This window comes from Paenarthrobacter ilicis, from assembly GCF_016907545.1.
Lineage (GTDB): Bacteria > Actinomycetota > Actinomycetes > Actinomycetales > Micrococcaceae > Arthrobacter > Arthrobacter ilicis.
Genome location: NZ_JAFBCD010000001.1, coordinates 1,745,182 through 1,762,834, shown reverse-complemented (window position 1 = coordinate 1,762,834; position 17,653 = coordinate 1,745,182). Strand labels below are relative to the sequence as shown.

At 63.1% G+C, this 17,653-nt stretch carries 20 protein-coding genes, 7 tRNA genes and 1 riboswitch; of the genes, 7 read left to right on the top strand and 20 right to left on the bottom strand.

Annotated features, from left to right (window positions below; translation table 11 throughout):
• Positions 1-89 precede the first annotated feature (89 nt).
• The 5 genes from trpC to hisI form a co-directional block, all read right to left on the bottom strand.
• Entirely contained in the window at positions 90-908 is an 819-nt protein-coding gene (gene trpC, locus JOE60_RS08105; RefSeq protein WP_204814874.1) for an indole-3-glycerol phosphate synthase TrpC, read from the bottom strand.
• A gap of 2 nt (positions 909-910) precedes the next feature.
• Complete coding sequence (locus JOE60_RS08100; RefSeq protein ID WP_167268917.1) at positions 911-1,183, bottom strand: HGxxPAAW family protein; 273 nt, start codon at positions 1,181-1,183, stop codon at positions 911-913.
• A gap of 134 nt (positions 1,184-1,317) precedes the next feature.
• Positions 1,318-1,923, bottom strand: coding sequence for a Trp biosynthesis-associated membrane protein (locus tag JOE60_RS08095; protein ID WP_314326494.1), 606 nt, complete (start codon positions 1,921-1,923; stop codon positions 1,318-1,320).
• Positions 1,920-3,503: an anthranilate synthase component I gene (locus JOE60_RS08090; protein WP_167268919.1), complete on the bottom strand. Its 1,584-nt coding sequence runs from the start codon at positions 3,501-3,503 to the stop codon at positions 1,920-1,922. Before JOE60_RS08090 ends, JOE60_RS08095 begins: the two co-directional genes overlap by 4 nt.
• Before the next feature lie 86 nt (positions 3,504-3,589).
• Positions 3,590-4,006, bottom strand: a complete 417-nt coding sequence (gene hisI / locus JOE60_RS08085) for a phosphoribosyl-AMP cyclohydrolase (RefSeq protein WP_167268921.1) — start codon at positions 4,004-4,006, stop codon at positions 3,590-3,592.
• An 89-nt stretch (positions 4,007-4,095) separates the two neighbouring features.
• On the opposite strand from hisI, the gene JOE60_RS08080 reads away from it, so the two are divergent.
• Entirely contained in the window at positions 4,096-4,740 is a 645-nt protein-coding gene (locus JOE60_RS08080; protein WP_167269090.1) for a TIGR03085 family metal-binding protein, read from the top strand.
• A gap of 40 nt (positions 4,741-4,780) precedes the next feature.
• Here JOE60_RS08080 and hisF read toward each other — a convergent pair whose 3' ends face one another.
• The 15 genes from hisF to JOE60_RS08005 form a co-directional block, all read right to left on the bottom strand.
• Complete coding sequence (gene hisF / locus JOE60_RS08075; RefSeq protein ID WP_167268923.1) at positions 4,781-5,557, bottom strand: imidazole glycerol phosphate synthase subunit HisF; 777 nt, start codon at positions 5,555-5,557, stop codon at positions 4,781-4,783.
• A gap of 58 nt (positions 5,558-5,615) precedes the next feature.
• A complete protein-coding gene (gene hisG, locus JOE60_RS08070; protein ID WP_167268925.1) occupies positions 5,616-6,476 on the bottom strand; it encodes an ATP phosphoribosyltransferase in 861 nt (286 codons plus the stop codon).
• Positions 6,477-6,549: 73 nt separating this feature from the next.
• Positions 6,550-6,813 (bottom strand): phosphoribosyl-ATP diphosphatase, encoded by a 264-nt coding sequence (locus tag JOE60_RS08065; RefSeq protein ID WP_167268927.1) that lies wholly within the window; start codon positions 6,811-6,813, stop codon positions 6,550-6,552.
• Between the two features lie 119 nt (positions 6,814-6,932).
• On the bottom strand, positions 6,933-7,418 hold the full coding sequence (gene ribH / locus JOE60_RS08060) for a 6,7-dimethyl-8-ribityllumazine synthase (RefSeq protein ID WP_167268930.1): 486 nt from the start codon (positions 7,416-7,418) through the stop codon (positions 6,933-6,935).
• 17 nt (positions 7,419-7,435) lie between these two features.
• Positions 7,436-8,140 (bottom strand): GTP cyclohydrolase II, encoded by a 705-nt coding sequence (ribA, locus tag JOE60_RS08055; RefSeq protein WP_167268932.1) that lies wholly within the window; start codon positions 8,138-8,140, stop codon positions 7,436-7,438.
• On the bottom strand, positions 8,137-8,823 hold the full coding sequence (gene ribB, locus JOE60_RS08050) for a 3,4-dihydroxy-2-butanone-4-phosphate synthase (RefSeq protein ID WP_167268934.1): 687 nt from the start codon (positions 8,821-8,823) through the stop codon (positions 8,137-8,139). Before ribB ends, ribA begins: the two co-directional genes overlap by 4 nt.
• A complete protein-coding gene (locus JOE60_RS08045) occupies positions 8,820-9,449 on the bottom strand; it encodes a riboflavin synthase (RefSeq protein ID WP_167268936.1) in 630 nt (209 codons plus the stop codon). Before JOE60_RS08045 ends, ribB begins: the two co-directional genes overlap by 4 nt.
• Positions 9,449-10,540 carry a bifunctional diaminohydroxyphosphoribosylaminopyrimidine deaminase/5-amino-6-(5-phosphoribosylamino)uracil reductase RibD gene (gene ribD, locus JOE60_RS08040; RefSeq protein ID WP_204814993.1) on the bottom strand — a complete coding sequence of 364 codons (1,092 nt, stop codon included), beginning with the start codon at positions 10,538-10,540 and terminating at the stop codon, positions 9,449-9,451. Before ribD ends, JOE60_RS08045 begins: the two co-directional genes overlap by 1 nt.
• Positions 10,541-10,593: 53 nt before the next feature.
• Entirely contained in the window at positions 10,594-11,286 is a 693-nt protein-coding gene (pnuC, locus tag JOE60_RS08035; protein ID WP_167268940.1) for a nicotinamide riboside transporter PnuC, read from the bottom strand.
• A gap of 90 nt (positions 11,287-11,376) precedes the next feature.
• A riboswitch (FMN riboswitch) is annotated at positions 11,377-11,530 on the bottom strand.
• Positions 11,531-11,607: 77 nt separating this feature from the next.
• Positions 11,608-12,279, bottom strand: a complete 672-nt coding sequence (gene rpe, locus JOE60_RS08030; RefSeq protein ID WP_167268942.1) for a ribulose-phosphate 3-epimerase — start codon at positions 12,277-12,279, stop codon at positions 11,608-11,610.
• A gap of 77 nt (positions 12,280-12,356) precedes the next feature.
• Positions 12,357-13,895, bottom strand: coding sequence for an RsmB/NOP family class I SAM-dependent RNA methyltransferase (locus JOE60_RS08025; protein WP_167268944.1), 1,539 nt, complete (start codon positions 13,893-13,895; stop codon positions 12,357-12,359).
• Complete coding sequence (gene fmt / locus JOE60_RS08020; protein ID WP_167268946.1) at positions 13,892-14,812, bottom strand: methionyl-tRNA formyltransferase; 921 nt, start codon at positions 14,810-14,812, stop codon at positions 13,892-13,894. Before fmt ends, JOE60_RS08025 begins: the two co-directional genes overlap by 4 nt.
• Entirely contained in the window at positions 14,809-15,381 is a 573-nt protein-coding gene (gene def / locus JOE60_RS08015; RefSeq protein ID WP_167268948.1) for a peptide deformylase, read from the bottom strand. The genes fmt and def overlap by 4 nt, the downstream gene beginning before the upstream one ends.
• A gap of 70 nt (positions 15,382-15,451) precedes the next feature.
• Positions 15,452-16,333 (bottom strand): cytochrome, encoded by an 882-nt coding sequence (locus tag JOE60_RS08010; RefSeq protein WP_167268950.1) that lies wholly within the window; start codon positions 16,331-16,333, stop codon positions 15,452-15,454.
• Positions 16,334-16,471: 138 nt separating this feature from the next.
• Positions 16,472-16,546 (bottom strand) — tRNA-Val (locus JOE60_RS08005).
• A 283-nt stretch (positions 16,547-16,829) separates the two neighbouring features.
• Here JOE60_RS08005 and JOE60_RS08000 point away from each other — a divergent pair.
• The 6 genes from JOE60_RS08000 to JOE60_RS07975 all read left to right on the top strand — a co-directional run bounded on the left by JOE60_RS08000 (position 16,830) and on the right by JOE60_RS07975 (position 17,494).
• Positions 16,830-16,902 (top strand) — tRNA-Gly (locus tag JOE60_RS08000).
• 46 nt (positions 16,903-16,948) lie between these two features.
• A tRNA-Cys gene (locus tag JOE60_RS07995) sits at positions 16,949-17,019 on the top strand.
• Positions 17,020-17,058: 39 nt separating this feature from the next.
• A tRNA-Val gene (locus JOE60_RS07990) sits at positions 17,059-17,133 on the top strand.
• A gap of 57 nt (positions 17,134-17,190) precedes the next feature.
• Positions 17,191-17,263 (top strand) — tRNA-Gly (locus JOE60_RS07985).
• A gap of 23 nt (positions 17,264-17,286) precedes the next feature.
• Positions 17,287-17,361 (top strand) — tRNA-Val (locus tag JOE60_RS07980).
• Between the two features lie 57 nt (positions 17,362-17,418).
• Positions 17,419-17,494: transfer RNA gene (locus tag JOE60_RS07975), tRNA-Gly, on the top strand.
• Positions 17,495-17,653: the final 159 nt, after the last annotated feature.

The window sequence follows — 17,653 nt, the reverse complement described above, 5'->3', positions numbered from 1 at the left end:
GTTCATTGGGTAGTTCCACCTGCTGCAAGGCAGCCTCGGGCCTAAGCCCGGGCTGCCTGTAGCTACATGCCGATTTTCCAGTAACTGTTTCAGTTCCTGACGGCGATGGCCGCAGCTCCAGCTGCTTTGAATTCAGTAATACGTTCACGCGGCGTGGAGTCGCTAACCAGCGCCTCCCCCACCAGGATGGCGTTGGCGCCACCGGCCGCATAATGCGAAACGTCATCGGCACTGCGCACGCCCGATTCAGCCACAATCACAGCGTCAGCAGGGATCGAGCCCGCCAGTGTTCCGAAGATGGACCTGTCAACGTCCAACGTCTTCAGGTTCCGAACGTTGACGCCGATGATTTTGGCCTTGGCCGCAACGGCACGTTCGATCTCTTCTTCCGTGTGTGTCTCCACCAGTACATTCATGCCCAGCTCATGGCTCAGGGCGCTGAACTCTGCGAGCTCCGCGTCAGACAGCGCAGCCACGATCAGCAGGATGAGGTCGGCACCGTGTGCACGGGCTTCCCAGATCTGGTACTCGTCCACCGTGAAGTCCTTGCGCAACAAGGGGGTCTCGACGGCGGCACGGACGGCATCGAGGTCAGCCAAGGACCCGCCGAATCGGCGCTGTTCGGTCAGCACGCTGATCACGGAGGCACCGCCGTCGGCATACTGCGCGGCCAAGGACGCCGGATCCTCGATGGGCGCGAGGTCGCCCTTCGAGGGGCTGCGGCGCTTGATTTCGGCGATGACCTTGAGGTCGTTGCGCGGCGAGTCGTTGCCGCCAAGAGCCACCCACGCATCGCGGGCGGGCTTCTGTGCAGCAGCGCGGTCCTTCAGCTCTGCGATGGAAATCAGCCGACGGCGGGCCTCCATTTCCTCCTTGACGCCAACAATGATGTCATCAAGAACGGTCACGATTAGTGACCGTTGTTCTGCAGCTTGCTGCCACCGACTCCGTAGCCTGCACGGCGCATGATTCCACCAACGATGAGGCCGATAACCATCACAACAATGCCGCCGATGAAGATCGGGGTGCTGGCGATGACAAAGGCAATGGAGGAAATCAAAGCACCAGCGAGCATGACGAAAACGCAGGTCCAGGCAGCCGGGCTGTTGCCGTGACCAATGGCGTCAGCGTGGCTGGCCATCTTGGATTCTGCTTGGACTGCGGACGCTGTGGTTTTGCTCATGTTAAATCTCCTCAGGATGAATACTGCTTACATTCTGCCATTTATTGGCCACTCCCGGGACATCGCCCGGAGCCGTGGCGCATGCGTGTGCTTTTATTGCGGGCAAAGCCACCCGACGATGCGCTGGCACTGTTTTAGGTAGGGTCTTCGCCCCGCGACAGGCTGTCCCAACTGTCGATCTCGTCCACGGGTTCCTTGCTGTTCTGCCGGCCCCTGGCCCGGGCGTCGTACTTGGTCCGTGACGTCCAATACCGTCCGGCCAAGGGAAGCATCACGGCGCACACTGCCAGCAGCACGCCTGCCACCACGGCAAGGACGGGAAACGCAGTCGCAGCAACAGTTGCCTGGCCCCCGGAGACGCCTGTGGCCGCAGCGATTGCTCCCTGGGCAGCACCCAGCGGGTCCGCCAGTACCGTCACTGCGGCCAGCACAATTCCCAGGGCAGACAACGCGATGATGACCGCAGTCACCCATCGGGCAATCTTTCCGGCAATCGAAGCGGCCAGACCGCCCGCCAGTGCCACCAATGCCAAGGCCGTGACGGCTGTTGCTGCCTTGTTGCCCGGCACATGGAGATTGCTGTTGGAGGCCCCGTTGGGGTCCAGTTGCACCTCTATCCACGTCTGGGTGGTGGTGCCGAACACCACCAAGGCAAGGATGGTCATGGCCAGCACCAGGTTGGACTTGCGCGCCCATCGCGGTGTCGGGGTGGCTGACGAGACGGAAGGTTCCTGGCTCACAGTGCTGATGTCCCGCCGTCGAGCGTTTCCGTTTCCGGAAGGGAAGCTGCAGCGATGTTGTTCAGCGAACCGGCCATATGGACGGCCCGTAGTGGCGCTGCTGCCTTGTTGACAGTTTCCAAAGCCTCGGCGGGCTTGTGGGAATCGGCCACGATGCCGCCGCCGGCCTGGACGTAGGCCCGGCCTTCGCGGAGCAGGGCAGAACGGATGGCGATGGCCATGTCCATGTCCCCGGCGAAGTCCAGGTAGCCCACCACGCCGCCGTAGATCCCGCGACGGTGCGGTTCCAGCTCGTCCAGCAGGCGAAGGGCACGGGGCTTCGGCGCGCCGGACAAGGTGCCGGCGGGGAACGTCGCCTTCAGGACGTCGTACGCCTTGGCGTGGGGGGCGAGCTCCCCCACCACGGTGGACACCAGGTGCATGATGTGGCTGAAGCGTTCAACTTCCATGAACTGGGTGACATCAACGGTCCCCGCGACGCACACCTTGGAGAGGTCGTTGCGGGAAAGATCAACCAGCATCAGGTGTTCGGCGCGTTCCTTCGTGTCCGCCAGCAACTCAGTTGCCAAGGCCTTGTCCGCCTCCACGGTCCTGCCACGGGGCCGGGACCCGGCAATGGGGTGGGTGATGACCTCGTTGCCGGTGACCGTAACCAGGGCCTCGGGGGAAGAACCCACAATGGTGTACTCGCGGCCGTCTGCGTCCTCCAGGCTGAAGAGGTACATGTAGGGGCTCGGGTTGGTGTTCCGGAGCACCCGGTAGACGTCCAGGGGGTCGGCCGGGCATTCCATTTCGAAGCGGCGCGAAATGACCACCTGGAAAACTTCGCCGTCAACGATCGCTTCCTTGCCGCGATCGATCGCTTCGAGGTACTTGGACTCTTCCCAGCGTTCCTGAACGCTGGAGGCGAAATCCAGGGCGGCTGCTTCCATGACGGAGACGGGCTGCGCCACGGGCGTGCTGATCTGTCCCAGCATGCCCTTGACCCGGGCAACAGCGTCATGCCATGCGTCGTCCACGCGTTCGGAGCTGTCATCAAAGTTGATGGCGTTGGCGATCAACAGCACGGTGCCGTCCACATTGTCATGCACAGCCATGTCGGTGACCAGGTTCATGGCCATCTCCGGCAACTGCAGGTCGTCTTCCGGCGGAGACGTCAGTTTTTCCCAGTGCCGAACGGATTCCCAGCCAAGGAAACCCACCAGTCCGGAGGTGAAGGGCGGGAGTCCTTCAAAACGGTCGGTCTGGAGTGCGGCGATGGTGTCCCGGACGGCTTCCACGGGATTCCCGTCCACGGGCACGCCAACAGGAGGCTGGCCGATCCAGTGGGCCTGCCCGTCCTTGGTGGTGAGGGTAGCGCGGGACTTGGAGCCAATGAAGGAATAGCGGGACCAGGCCCCACCAACGGCTGCGGATTCCAGCAGGAACGTTCCCGGCTGGCCCTTGGCGAGCTTGCGGTAGAGGCCGATCGGCGTCTCGGCGTCAGCCAGGACCTTGAGTCGGACAGGGATAACACGGCTGTGGACGGCGAGTTCGCGGAACTCTTCCAGGCCCGGGCTGATGATTCCAAGGTCCTGCATGGCTATTGTTCTCCGCCTTTGGTCGGGTGTGACTGTACTTCAGAGGTGAAACAGGTCAGGGGGTCAAGCGGGGGGAAGGGCGGGGCCTAACCGCGCTGGCCGGTGACGACGTCGAAGTCGCGGCCATCAAAGCAGGTCCTGGTGCCGGTGTGGCACGCGGCGCCCACCTGGTCCACGCGAATTAAAAGAGCGTCGCCGTCGCAGTCGAGGGCAACGGACTTCACGAACTGGGCGTGGCCGGAGGTGTCGCCCTTGCGCCAATATTCCTGCCGGGACCGGGAGTAGAACGTCACCCGTCCCGTGGTCATGGTTCGGTGCAGTGCTTCGTCGTCCATCCAGCCGAGCATGAGGACCTCGTGGGTATCGTGCTGCTGGACAATTGCCGCAACCAAGCCAGCGGAGTCCCGCTTCAGGGTGCTGGCGATTTCAGCAGGCAAAGGCCCGCCGGGGTTGCTGGAAAGCTCCGCGGCGGGAGAAGGGCTGGGGGCGGACTGCTCTGACATCAGATCAAGTCTAGTGCCTCCGGCCCGGGCGGCATTCTGCGGCGGTTCCACTGCGCAAGAACGGCCTGATCGTGCTAGTTTCACAAGTGATGCATTTCGTCGATCCTTCCCGAGAAGTCCTGGCCGAGACCCTTCTGGCGGCCGGTCCTGACTCCCCCACGCTCTGCGAAGGGTGGCGCACACGGGACCTTGCCGCACATTTGTTTCTTCGCGAACGCAAGATCGCCGTGGGTTTGGGACTTTTGATCCCCAAATTGGCCAAGGCGTCCGAGCAAGCCACTGCCAAGCTCGCGGACAAACTGAAGAGTCCCGAGGCTTATGCGGATCTCATCAAGACCTTCCGCGCAGGCCCTCCGGCGTTGTCGCCCATGAAGATCAAGGCCTTGGATGAGACGTCCAACCTGATCGAATACTTTGTCCACACCGAGGACGTCCGCCGCGCCGGCGATCGCTGGGCGCCACGGGCCTTGGACGAGGCCTACTCGAACGCACTCTGGGACGACCTCATCAAGCGCGCCGCTTTCCTTTACCGCGGCGTGGACCTGGGAATCGTCCTGGTGAGGCCCACGGGTCCGCGGCACGTGGCCAAGCGGGCACCGGTATCGGTCGCTATTGTTGGCGAGCCGGGCGAGCTCCTGATGCATGCCCACGGACGCACCAGCCAGGCGCTGGTTACCTTCGAGGGCCAGCCGGACGCCGTCGCCCTCTTGCAGTCAGCGGACGTAGGGCTTTAGCCCCACGTCCGCCAGGGCGTGGTTGGTCGGAGAACCGGCCTCAGCGAACTTCGAAGCCGGCGCCGCGAATAGCGGCTTTGACCTGCGAGATCATGTCGTCCGGGCCGAAGTGGAACACCGACGCCGCCAAAACAGCGTCCGCCCCGGCTTGAACGGCCGGCGGAAAGTGCTCCGGAATACCCGCGCCACCGGAGGCAATAATCGGGATGTTCACAGCAGACCGCACCAAGCGGATGAGCTCGAGGTCGAACCCGTCCTTGGTGCCGTCGGCGTCGATCGAATTCAGCAGGATTTCACCCACGCCGCGGTCAGCGGCTTCCTTGGCCCAGGCGATCGCGTCGATCCCGGTTCCCGTGCGTCCACCGTGGGTGGTCACCTCAAAACCGGACGACGTCGGCTGGTCACCTTCGCGGGTTCGCCGTGCGTCCACCGAGAGAACCAGGACCTGGGAACCGAAGTGGCGGGTGATCTCGTCAATCACTTCGGGGCGCGCTACAGCGGCCGTGTTGATCGACGCCTTGTCCGCACCGAACCTGAGCAACTTGTCCACCTCGGCCACACCGCGGACGCCGCCGCCCACGGTGAGCGGGATGAAGACTTCCTCCGCGGTGCGTCGGACAACATCAAACGTGGTTTCCCGGTTGCCCGAGGACGCAGTGACATCCAGGAACGTCAGCTCATCGGCACCGCCGTTGTCATAACGGTGGGCCAGCTCCACGGGATCGCCTGCGTCGCGGAGGCCCTCAAAATTGACGCCCTTCACTACGCGCCCGGCGTCGACGTCCAGGCAGGGAATGACGCGTACAGCTACAGCCATGTGCTGCTCCTCTTTTATACAGGTCCGCTGTGGGCCTGGGCTCTGCTGGTGGTGCGGATCAGATACGGCAGGCGTGGATGCTGCTGACCAGGATGGCCCTGGCGCCCAAATCATAGAGTTCGTCCATGATCCGGTTGGTTTCCTTCTTGGGAACCATGGACCTCACGGCAACCCACTCGGAATCCCGCAGCGGGGACACAGTGGGTGATTCCAGGCCAGGAGTCAGCGCGGCTGCATCCTCCACCAGGTCCTTACGGATGTCGTAGTCCATCAGCACGTACTGGCGAGCCACCAGGACACCCTGCAGACGACGGATGAGGATGTCGATTTCCTTGGCTGTCCCGTTCGCGGCACCACCGGATCCCGAGCGCCGGATGAGGACGGCCTCGGACTTCAGGATGGGATCACCGAAGATCTCCATGCCGGCGGCCTTGAGCGTATTTCCGGTTTCCACGACGTCGGCGATGGCATCTGCCACACCCAGCCGGACGGATGACTCAACGGCTCCATCAAGGCGGACCACGGTGGCATTGACTCCACGCTCTGCCAGGTAGTCGCGGAGGAGACCGTCATAGCTGGTGGCCAGCCGCTTGCCTTCAAGCTGCTCGACGCCGCTGAAGTCACCTACGGGACCGGCGAAACGGAAGGTGGAGGGCGCGAACCCCAAGGGAAGCAGTTCCTCCGCTTCAACCTTGGCGTCAAGCAGGAGGTCCCTGCCGGTGATTCCTACGTCCAGTGTGCCTTGGCCGACGTACACGGCAATGTCACGGGGACGCAGGAAGAAGAACTCAATATCATTGTCAGGATCAACCATGACCAGTTCGCGGGAATCGCGGCGCTGGCGGTAGCCGGCCTCGGACAACATTGCCGAGGCGGCTTCGGACAGGGATCCCTTGTTGGGGACTGCTACACGGAGCATTGGAAGGACTTTCTTTAGGAAGGGATGTTCAGGCACATCGGCCACGCGTCAGGCTCCGCAGGGAGCGGCGTGGCTAGAGATGCTTGTAAACGTCCTCCAGGCTGAGGCCTTTGGCGAGCATGAGAACCTGCAGGTGGTACAGCAACTGGGAGATTTCCTCAGCAGCAGCCTCGTCCGATTCGTACTCGGCGGCCATCCATACTTCGGCGGCTTCTTCAACTACCTTTTTGCCGATGCCGTGGATCCCGGAGTCCAGTTCGGCGACCGTGCGCGAACCTGCCGGGCGGTTCGCTGCTTTCTCACTCAGTTCTGCGAACAGCGTCTCGAAATTCTTCACGCCCTCCAGACTACTTGCTTCGGGGCGGCCGCCGCTTGTTGGGGCGTTGCATGACGAAGGGGATGTGAGTGAAGACACACTCACATCCCCTTCGGTGCCTGGTTTGGCTGGTGCCAGGGTCAGCTGTATTGCTTCAGCAGGACAGCTGTTGTCAACGCTGCGGTCACTGCTTCGTGGCCCTTGTCTTCGCTGGAGCCGGGAAGTCCCGCGCGGTCCAGGCCCTGCTGTTCGGTATCGCAGGTGAGCACTCCGAAGCCAACCGGAACTCCGGTGCGGACGCTGACATCGGTGAGTCCCGACGTCGCCGCCTGGCAGACGTACTCAAAGTGCGGGGTCCCGCCACGGATGACGACGCCCAGGGCAACGACGGCGTCGAAGTGCGGAGCGACCCTGGCTGCCGCTACCGGGAGTTCGAAACTTCCCGGAACACGCAGCACCGTGGGGGCTTCAATGCCGGCCTCTTTGGCGGCACGCAGTGCGCCGTCAACCAGTCCGTCCATGATCTGGGTATGCCAGCTGGCGGCAACAATGGCCAGCTTAAGCCGTGAAGTTTCCTCGGGATCGAGGGTGGTGAGGTCTATGGTGGGCGCGCCGTGTCCGCTCATTGGGTCTGGAAATCCGTTCAGTCGTGGTTCTGGTCGAGAGTGCTGTTGCGGGAAGTTTTGCCGTTGCTGACCGGCTGTACATCAAGGGCCAGCAAGTGGTCCATGCGGTCTTTCTTGGTTTGCAGGTACCGCAGGTTCTGTTCGCGGGAAGGCACTTCCGTGGGCACCATCTCCACCACCGCCACACCGGCCTGGGCCAGGCGGTTCTGCTTATCCGGGTTGTTGCTGAGCAAACGGACCGAACTCAGGCCCATCTCGGCCAGGATCCGGCCAGCAGCAGTATAGGACCGTGCATCCACAGGCAGGCCAAGCTGTTCATTGGCTTCGACGGTGTCGAACCCGGCCTCCTGCAAGGCGTAGGCCTTGATCTTGTTGGCCAGTCCAATGCCGCGGCCCTCCTGCCCACGCAGGTACAGCAGGGTTCCACCCTCGGCATGAATGAGCTCCAATGCGAACGCGAGCTGTTCACCGCAATCGCAGCGGTAGGAACCAAAAACATCTCCCGTGAGGCACTCCGAGTGCAGGCGCACCAGCGGCGCCTTCCCATCTTTGGGCGGGTTGGGAGAGCTTACAGCCAGGTGCTCATGTCCCGTTTCATGATCCGTCCAGGCCTGGGCCACGAAGTCCCCAAAGGCCGTCGGCAGTTGCACGATGGGCCCGCCGCTTACCATGTGCGGAGCGGAGTCCGTGTGGTCTCCGCTGCGTGTTGTCGATGCGGTCATCGCTTCTCCTCGTCTGCCTGTGAAACATGTGCCGCCCCGGATCCTACCTTCTCAACATGGGTAACCAGGTCCTCAATGGAGATGAGGGGGCATCCATGCTCGGAAGCGAAATCCCGTAGGCTGTCCAAGCGCATCATTTCACCGTCGTCATGTACCAACTCGGCGATCACGCCCACCGGGGCAAGCCCGGCAAGACGACACAAGTCCACGGCAGCTTCCGTGTGTCCCGGACGTTCACGCACTCCTCCCTTAACGGCCCGCAACGGGAAAATATGCCCGGGCCGGGTGATTGATGCGGGAGAACTTCCCGGATCAGCAAGAATCCTTGCTGTCAGGGCCCTGTCGGTTGCAGAGATCCCGGTGCTGACGCCCACTGCTGCGTCGCAGGACACCGTGTACGCGGTCCCCTTGGCATCCTGGTTGATGGCCACCATGGGTGGCAGGATCAGGGCGTCCGCGCGCTCATTCTCCAACGGCACGCAGATGACGCCCGATGAATAGCGGATGGTCCAGCCCATGAGGGCCGGAGTGGCGAACTGGGCAGCGAAGATGATGTCACCTTCGTTCTCGCGGTCCTCTTTGTCCACCACGATCACGGCCTTGCCCGCTGCCATGGCCGCCACTGCCGCCTCGACCGAATCCAAGCCCTTGGACACGGCTCCGGGTTGTGCCGGGGCGCTCATCGCTGACCCTCCGGCCGCGGTGCGAAGGAAAGGAGGCGTTCGGTGTACTTGGCCAGGACATCCACCTCCAGGTTGACGTGTGCTCCAAGGGGCTTGGCTCCCAGCCCTGTTTCTTCCAGCGTGGTGGGAATCAGTCCCACCTCAAACCATGGCGCTGCGTCGATGGCATCGCTGACTGCGGTCACCGTCAAGGAGACACCGTCGACGGCGATCGAGCCCTTCTCTGCGATGTAGCGCGCCAGCCCGGCCGGGACGCCAAAGCGGAGGCGGTCCCAGTTGCCCTGGGCTTCGCGTTCCAGCAGTTCGCCCACGCCGTCCACATGTCCTTGGACCACGTGGCCGTCCAATCGTCCACCAGCGGGTACACAACGCTCCAGGTTCACCGTGTCCCCGGGTACCAGTTCGCCGATGGTGGTGCGGACCAGGGTCTCCCCCATGACGTCCACGCTGAAGTCCCGGCCATCAATGGCAGTCGCGGTAAGGCACACGCCGTTGACAGCAATGGATCCGCCCAAGGCCAGATCCTCCGTGGTGCTGGGAGCCTTCAGCCGCAGGGTGGCACTTTCATCGCCCTGGCGCTCGATGCCGAGCACTGTGCCCTGTTCGGCAACTATTCCTGTAAACATCAACGTCCTCCTGTGAAAGGTTCCGCTGCTTCATCGCGCGGCCTCGAATTTTGTGCTGTTGTATCGCTGGTTTTGGGGGCTGTGGACCTTCTGGGGCGAAGGTGGAGGCGAAGATCGCTGCCCATGCGCCGCACCGATCCCCCGCCGGCGTCATCCCACGCCCAGTGCTGGGCGTCTGCCAGGGTGCCGATACCGAGGTCATTGAGCGCGGGCGTCCCGGATCCCAGCAATGTGGGCGCCAGGTAAACGATCAGTTCATCCACCAGGCCCGCGGCCAGGAAGGTGCTCAGGATGCTGGATCCGCCTTCCACCATGACGTGCCGGACGCCGTGGTCAAATAATTGGCGCAAGGCGTCCGCAGGGTCCCGGGTGGGCAGGTGCACGAAGCGCCCATCCGTTCCGCGAACCGCAGCCTCCGGCGGCACCTCCCGCAGGCCCATGACTGCACGCAGCGGTTGCTTCGCGGAAAGTTCACCGTCCGGTGTCCTGGCGGTCAGCCTGGGATCGTCCACCAGAACGGTTCCGGTTCCCACCACGATTGCGTCGATGAGCGCCCGCAAGCCGTGGTTGTCGGCCAGCGATTCAGGACTGGAAATCCATTGGCTGCTGCCGTCCACCGCCGCAATGCGGCTGTCCAACGTCTGCGCGATGTGCAGAGTAACAAAGGGCCGTTTGGCGGCAACGGCGTCGAACCATTCCTGGTTCATGGCCAAGGCCTCCGCATGCGCCAGCCCGGAACGGACATCCACACCCGCGGCACGCATCGTGCGGGCACCGCCGGCTGCCGGATCATGGGGATCGTCGACGGCGTAAATCACCGAGGTGATGCCGGCGTCAATTATCGCTTGGGCACAGGGCCCTGTCCGGCCGACGTGGTTGCACGGCTCAAGGGTCACCACCATGGTGGTTCCGGCGGTATCAACGCCCTTGCGGCGCGCCTCCGCGATGGCATCCGCCTCCGCATGCGCGGTTCCGGCTCCGCGGTGATAGCCCTGGGCGAGCAAGCCACCGTCGGGTCCCACAATGACGGCACCCACCAAGGGGTTCGCTCCCCGGGGGCCGGCCAGCGCGGCGGCCAATGCCGCCTCCATGGCCGCTTTCTCCGCCTGGGTGTACGCCCCGGCGTCCAGGGAATCGACCGCGCTCAACGGAGCACACCCGTTGGTATCGAGGCGGGATCAGCCACCACGCGTTCGCGCTTCTCTGCCCGCCACCAGACGAAGAAACCGGTGAGGGTGAAGAAGCCGTAGAAGAGGTACATCACAGCACTGGCGTAGTACCCGGCGCTGAACAGGAGCGGGACGCCCACAATGTCCACGGCCACCCAGATGAGCCAGAACTCGGTCCATCCCCGGGCCATGCCGTAAGTGGCCAGGAGGGAACCCATGAAGGTCCATGCGTCGGCCCACACCGGCGGATAGGAACCCAGGGAGTCGAAGAGGGGCGTGAGGGCTGCGGTTCCTGCGATCATCGCCCCCACCAAGGAGAGGCGGACCTTGTTGCTGGCCCATCCGGGAACAACGGCGCGTCCCAGGCTGCTGGACTGCCGTCCCTGCCTCCACCGGTACCAGCCGTAAATGGCCACGGCAATGAACATGACTTGGCGTCCGGCCTGTCCCCACAAGGTTGCGGGTGCAGCGGCACCAAAGACATTTCCCAGGAAGACGGTCAGCAAGAGAATGTTGCCCACAATGCCGATTGGCCAGGCCCAGACTTTCCGGCGCATACCGCCGAGGGCGCTGAGCAACCCAAAGATGTTTCCAAGCACTTCGCGTAAGACAAGAGCAGATCCTCCAACGGGGATCTGAGCTTCGAAGAGCCATCGCAGTAAGTCCATGCCGTTCCTTCCCAGTAAGCCGCGATGACTCCGGGGGTGTACGACAGCGCAATGCCGGGCGTTCGCTGAAGGAACGCCCAAGGCATGACTGTACGTGCTTCTCCCATCCAGACTTTAACTGTCGGTACCGGAATTTCACCGATTCAACCGTTCGCCGCCGGCACCAATCTCTTGGTTTCCAGTGGCTTGCGGGTCGCGGACTATAACCGCCGGTTCGGACTTACACCGACCCCGGAGCACGTATGTGTTTTGTTATTGTGCCACAACTGCCGCGGGAGCCAAGCTATTCCCGACCCCCGCCGTAATATGTGGATGCCGCCGTCAGGACCGAGCGGACGCGGCCTGTCCCGCCTTCCGGAGACGGTCGATGGCAGCGGCCGGATCCTGGTGCCCGTAGACCGCTGAGCCAGCCACGAAGACGTTGGCGCCTGCCTCTGCGGCCCGGACGATGGTCTCCTCCGTGATGCCGCCGTCCACCTGGATGGCAACCCCCACGCCCGAACCCTCAATGGCCGCGCGCGCACGGCGGATCTTGGGCAGGGTGACGTCCAGGAACGCCTGTCCACCGAAACCGGGTTCCACTGTCATGATCAGCAGCATGTCCAGCTCGCTGAGCATGTCCAGGTACGGTTCCACAGGGGTGGCGGGACGCAACGCCATTCCAGCTTTGGAACCCCGCGCCCGCAATTCACGGGCCAGTTTGACCGGTGCCATGGCCGCTTCGACGTGGAATGTCACTGACGAGACGCCGGCGTCGGCGTAGGCCGGAGCCCAACGGTCGGCGTCGGCAATCATCAAATGGGCGTCCAGCGGAACCGGGCTGACAGCCTGGATTCGCTCCACCACCGGCAAGCCGAGTGTCAGGTTGGGCACAAAGTGGTTGTCCATGACATCAACATGCACGGCATCAGCGTTGCTGATGCGCTGCAACTCCGACTCAAGGTTGACGAAGTCAGCTGACAGGATGCTCGGATTGATACAGCACTGGGTCAAGGCAGGCCCTTCTGGTTGATGATGCACGGGAAATTCGCAACAGGAGGAGCCACTTGGCCACCTCGTGGGTCCGGCGGCTACGCCTTCTTGCGGATGACTGCCAGGAACATGGCGTCTGTTTGATGGACGTGCGGCCACAGCTGGGCCGTATTTTCGTGACCCGCCTTGAGGCTGCCAGTGAGGCTGACGCTGTCCAGGGCCAGCCCGGCGTCGAGCAGTTCCAAGTCCTCGCGCTTACCCACAACGTCACCCACAACAGCCGTTGTTTCCGCAGGGTGCGGTGAACAGGTCACATAGGCCACCACGCCACCCGGCTTGACGGCGTCGATGGCCGATTTCAGCAAGTCGCGCTGCAGCGGGCCGAGATCGCCGATGTCCTTGGGCGAGCGGCGCCACCGGGATTCCGGGCGGCGGCGCAAAGCTCCCAAACCACTGCAGGGAACATCCACCAACACGCGGTCAAAAGATTCGGGCTGTTCGGCGCCGACTTCGCGCCCGTCACCCGTCCGCACTGACCAAGCCTCGCCAGGAACGGCAGAGAGCGCCTGTTGAACCAACTTGGCACGGTGGGGTGCGGGTTCGTTCGCCAGGAGGGTGGCGCCGTCGCGGTGCGCCAGGGCCGCAAGGAGCGCTGCCTTGCCACCGGGGCCGGCACAAAGGTCCAGCCAACGCTCGCCGCCGGCAGTGGGACCGTCCACGGCCACTCCGGCCAAAGCGCGGGCCACCAGTTGGGAACCCACGTCCTGCACTCTGGTGGTGCCGCGGCGCACGGACTCGAAGCGTCCCAGGTCGCCTCCGGCGGAGAGCGCCGAGTCCTCCACCAGCTCGCCGGCGGTCGCTCCGTTGTCAAACGCCTCATCGAGGTTGCCCAGACCAGGCAACGCCACCAGGTTCACAATGGGAGCGGCATTGTCCGCTTCCAACAAGGCGTCGATCTCCGATTTTGGACGTCCATGGTTCACCAGCGACTGGCGAAGCGCCCGGACAATCCACTCCGGGTGGGCATGCCGCAAGGCCGCAATTTTGGTTTCGTCCGTTTCCTGGTCCAGCAGCAGGTCCAACCACTCCTCCATGGAGTGCGCGGTGACCTTCCGTAGCACGGCATTGATCAAGGCAGACGGTCCAGCCCCGATCACGGCCCGCGCCAGGCCAACAGTCTGGTCCAAGGCGGCATGGGCGGGAACGCGCATGGAGAGAAGCTGGTGGGCTCCAATCCTCAAGGCATCCAGTACCGCAGGATCCAGTTGCTCCAGGGGCCGGTCAACGCACCGGGCCAGGATGGCATCGTATGTGCCCTGGCCGCGCAACGCCCCGTAGCTCAACTCCGTGGCGAAACCTGCGTCGCGGCGGTCCAGGCGGTGCTCTCGGATCCTTGCAGGCAGGACCAGGTTGGCATAGGCGTCCTCGGATGCTACGGCGCGGAGAACCTCAAAGGCCACCAAGCGGGCGGGGTCTGCCCGGCGGGTGCGCTGGGCGGGGGCGCTGGTGGAGAAACCGCGCTGCGGCCCCCTGTTGCGCTCCCTGCCCTGGGCGTTCCTCCTGCTGTTGCTGTTTCCGGATTCACGGTTGCCACGGCCGCCGTTGCTGCTGGGGCCTTGCCGGCCGGACTCGCTCATTCGAATACCACTTTCTCAGGTGCTGCCAGGCCTCGGGCCCAATCGGCAGGCGACATCATTTTCTTGCCGGCGGGTTGAATCCTGCCCAGCTGCACAGCGTGGGATCCCGTCCCCACCAGCACGGACTTCGCCTCAACGCGAAGCGTGCCGGGAGCAAGATCCTTAACATCCGGCCGCAACGTCACAGGCTCAAGCTTGACCCGCTGGCCTTCAAGCATGGTCCAGGCACCGGGTTCAGGCGTTACGCCCCGCGCCCTGCGGTCCAGGGACAGGGCCGGTTGCTTCCAATCCAATTTGCCGTCCTCCAGCGTCAGCTTCGGCGCCAGGGTCACATCACCAACCTGGGGTTGTGCCACGGCTTGCCCTGCGCGGATTGCTGAGAGCGTTTGGCCAAGCAGCACAGCACCACTGTGCGAGAGCCGTTCCAAAAGATCCCCCGCAGTGTCGGTTGCCCGCACCGACTCGGTGAGGGTTCCGAAGACCGGCCCGGTATCAAGGCCTTCCTCGAGTTGGAAGGTGACAGCGCCGGTGACGTCGTCCCCGGCGATGATGGACCGCTGCACGGGCGCTGCACCACGCCAGGCAGGCAAAAGGGAGAAGTGCAGGTTTACCCAGCCGAAAGCGGGTACTCCCAGTGCGGCGCGCGGGACCAACCCCCCATAGGCCACGATCGCCGCAACATCCGGCGAAAACTCCGCAATGCGCGCGGTGGTGTCAGCATCCACTTTTGCCGCCCGGATCACATCGATTCCCAGTTCCCCGGCACGCATGGCCACTGGAGACGGTGTCATGACACGCTTGCGACCCAAGGGGGCGTCCGGGCGCGTAAGGACCGCCACGACGTCGAAGCCGGCGTCCACCAAGGCGTTCAGGGACGGAACAGCCACCGCAGGAGTGCCCGCGAAAAGGACCCTCACTCGGGCGCCCCGAAACTGCCGCCACCAAAGCTGGAACCCACGGAGGTTGCGCGCTTGGACGTGGTCTGTTCCGTAATCGACTGGTAGTTGGCGTTGCGGATGGCCCGGAGGGCTGCCTTGCGGTCATCGCCCTCCAGCCTGTCTGTGTAGAGGACGCCATCAAGGTGGTCGGTCTCGTGCTGGAAGCAGCGTGCCAGCATGCCCTCGGCCTCAACCGTCACCGGGTTTCCGTGCATGTCGACTCCCGTAGCCCGGGTGGTACGGAACCGGCGTACCGGGAAACCCAACCCGGGGATGGACAGGCATCCCTCGACCTCGTCCGGCTGGAAATCGTCGCTGTTCTCCAGCACCGGGTTGATGATGTGCCCTTCCACTCCCCCAATGCGGTAGGTAAAGACACGTTGGCTGACGCCCACCTGCGGGGCTGCAAGGCCTGCGCCTTCCACGTCCTCCATGGTTTCGGTCATGTCAGCAACAAGTTTGGCGAGCTCCGGACCGAAGTCGGTGACGGGGTCTGCCACGGTGCGCAGCACCGGATCCCCAATAATGCGGATACTCAAAATTGCCATGTGCTGTTTGTCCTCACGATCGTCAACCTTGGACCCGGGTGATAGGGAGCCCCAGCCAGTTTAGTGGAGGTCAGCGTGCTCCCGCTGTTTGCCGTCCTGCCGCAGGCGTCGCGAACACGGGCGGAGCTATGGGAAGCAGTGCCGGGCCGGCGGCCACGACGTCGGCTGACATCTCCCATACGCGGCGCAGGGCACAGAATTTCCACCAGTGATGTTTCAGGATTTCGGGGTTGGCGCGCTGGGGCCTGACTTCCGTCTCACCGACGGCCACTGCCAGCAACATGGGGTTGTCACCGTACTTCCAGGGCTCCCACGTTCCGGCCACCGGATCCACCAGGCTCTCCTCGGCCTTCATTCCGGCGGTCAGCTGCATCACTACTTTGTCGTCAAGTGCTTTGACGGTGCCGTCCCGGGTGGTGCCCTTGGTCTTGTAGTCAATGAGGCAGATCCTGCCATTGATGCGGGCCACCAGGTCCAGCGTTCCCGCGTAACCCACTGCTGAGTTCCACACTGTAATCTCCGGCGCCAGCGGCTCCACCTGGTATAGCTCCCACCACTCATCGAAACGGGAGGCAAATGCCTGCTCACCGTTTTCCGCCAACTCAGCCAGGCATTCCTCCACCCGGTGGGGCCGGCCCATGGCCCGCAGTGCCACTTGCTCGCAGTAGGTGTGGACCCTGTCCCCACGTGCCGCGGCCTTGTCCCGGTATTGCTCAGCTGCTTTGGATGCTTTGTTGACTGCCTGGCGGATTTTCGAGGGGCTGCCCACCAAGGAAGCGAGCTCAGGATCCGCCGCAAGGCTGCTGGCTCCCATGTAGCTGAACCATCCATCCAAACCGTGCGCTTGTTGGCCGATAACGGTGGTGATGGAAGGAACCGAATAGTGCTCCGTGGTGGAGCGGGCGTACATCCGGCCGTAGTCAGTAGCGTGGGCAAGCAGTGGTGCAGTCATATAAAGACTTTGTCACAGAGGGCCGACAGAATTCGCCTGGTCCGACAAACCCGGTCCAACAAATCCGGTGCAACAAACCCGGCGCAACAAACCCGGTGCAACAAAAGAGGCCCCCGGATAATCCGGGGGCCTCCTGGTTGGTGGGCGATACTGGGTTCGAACCAGTGACCTCTTCGGTGTGAACGAAGCGCGCTACCACTGCGCCAATCGCCCGGGTGCAAAGAAAACACTAACCGACGCCCCGCGTATTGCAAAACCCTCCACTCACGGCGACGGCACAGCCCCCTTACCCGGACATGGCTATGGTGACCGGCGTAAAGCACAATCGTGGAATTACAGTGATGAAATTCGCCAAGATCCGCGTAATGACGGGGATCCCGGAGGGCAGGCCAGCAAAAGCACGTGTGGGATTTGGACTTTGCTGGAACCTCCTATAGAGTTCTTACTCGTCGGAAAGCGACGGAATGCCTGTGCGGCTGCCCGTTGATGCGACACTGCGGACGTAGCTCAGCTGGTAGAGCACCACCTTGCCAAGGTGGATGTCGCGAGTTCGAATCTCGTCGTCCGCTCGCAAGGCACTGTCAAGGCAGGAATTCCACGGAATTCGGCCTACACGGTGGGTTGGCCGAGAGGCGAGGCAGCGGCCTGCAAAGCCGTATACACGGGTTCGAATCCCGTACCCACCTCGGTGAAAACCATGTCTTCCAGCGTCAAGCTGGTTGCATGGGCGATTGGCGCAGCGGTAGCGCGCTTCCCTGACACGGAAGAGGTCACTGGTTCGATCCCAGTATCGCCCACCAAAACAAGGCAACTTGTTTGTTGTTGATTGCCAGGCTGCAGCCTGGCAGGCAGCATGTGCGGACGTAGCTCAGCTGGTAGAGCACCACCTTGCCAAGGTGGATGTCGCGAGTTCGAATCTCGTCGTCCGCTCTCCTTTCAAAGGACCCGGAAACGGGCGATTGGCGCAGCGGTAGCGCGCTTCCCTGACACGGAAGAGGTCACTGGTTCGATCCCAGTATCGCCCACCAAAACAAGGCACCTTGTTTGTTGCTGATTGCCAGGCACCGGCCTGGCAGGCAGCATGTGCGGACGTAGCTCAGCTGGTAGAGCACCACCTTGCCAAGGTGGATGTCGCGAGTTCGAATCTCGTCGTCCGCTCCAGACGAAAAAGCAGCTCCTCGGAGCTGCTTTTTTTGTGCCCAACTCCTGCCACTTTCCAACACATCGGGTGAAGTAATCGATACCGCTCGGAATAAGTCGCTTTATCCAATGTGATTCGCCTCGCATAATGTACTGCGAGCTCATCACCGTTCCAGGCCA

What these genes read in the sequence shown, in the direction of transcription:
- JOE60_RS08100 (WP_167268917.1), bottom strand. Translation starts at nt 1,183, where the DNA reads ATGAGCAAAACCACAGCGTCCGCAGTCCAAGCAGAATCCAAGATGGCC.
- ribD (WP_204814993.1), bottom strand. Translation starts at nt 10,540, where the DNA reads ATGGAGGCGGCATTGGCCGCCGCGCTGGCCGGCCCCCGGGGAGCGAAC.
- def (WP_167268948.1), bottom strand. Translation starts at nt 15,381, where the DNA reads ATGGCAATTTTGAGTATCCGCATTATTGGGGATCCGGTGCTGCGCACC.
- JOE60_RS08010 (WP_167268950.1), bottom strand. Translation starts at nt 16,333, where the DNA reads ATGACTGCACCACTGCTTGCCCACGCTACTGACTACGGCCGGATGTAC.
- ribH (WP_167268930.1), bottom strand. Translation starts at nt 7,418, where the DNA reads ATGAGCGGACACGGCGCGCCCACCATAGACCTCACCACCCTCGATCCC.
- ribA (WP_167268932.1), bottom strand. Translation starts at nt 8,140, where the DNA reads ATGACCGCATCGACAACACGCAGCGGAGACCACACGGACTCCGCTCCG.
- JOE60_RS08080 (WP_167269090.1), top strand. Translation starts at nt 4,096, where the DNA reads ATGCATTTCGTCGATCCTTCCCGAGAAGTCCTGGCCGAGACCCTTCTG.
- JOE60_RS08090 (WP_167268919.1), bottom strand. Translation starts at nt 3,503, where the DNA reads ATGCAGGACCTTGGAATCATCAGCCCGGGCCTGGAAGAGTTCCGCGAA.
- JOE60_RS08025 (WP_167268944.1), bottom strand. Translation starts at nt 13,895, where the DNA reads ATGAGCGAGTCCGGCCGGCAAGGCCCCAGCAGCAACGGCGGCCGTGGC.
- ribB (WP_167268934.1), bottom strand. Translation starts at nt 8,823, where the DNA reads ATGAGCGCCCCGGCACAACCCGGAGCCGTGTCCAAGGGCTTGGATTCG.
- hisG (WP_167268925.1), bottom strand. Translation starts at nt 6,476, where the DNA reads ATGCTCCGTGTAGCAGTCCCCAACAAGGGATCCCTGTCCGAAGCCGCC.
- JOE60_RS08045 (WP_167268936.1), bottom strand. Translation starts at nt 9,449, where the DNA reads ATGTTTACAGGAATAGTTGCCGAACAGGGCACAGTGCTCGGCATCGAG.
- pnuC (WP_167268940.1), bottom strand. Translation starts at nt 11,286, where the DNA reads ATGGACTTACTGCGATGGCTCTTCGAAGCTCAGATCCCCGTTGGAGGA.
- hisF (WP_167268923.1), bottom strand. Translation starts at nt 5,557, where the DNA reads ATGGCTGTAGCTGTACGCGTCATTCCCTGCCTGGACGTCGACGCCGGG.
- hisI (WP_167268921.1), bottom strand. Translation starts at nt 4,006, where the DNA reads ATGTCAGAGCAGTCCGCCCCCAGCCCTTCTCCCGCCGCGGAGCTTTCC.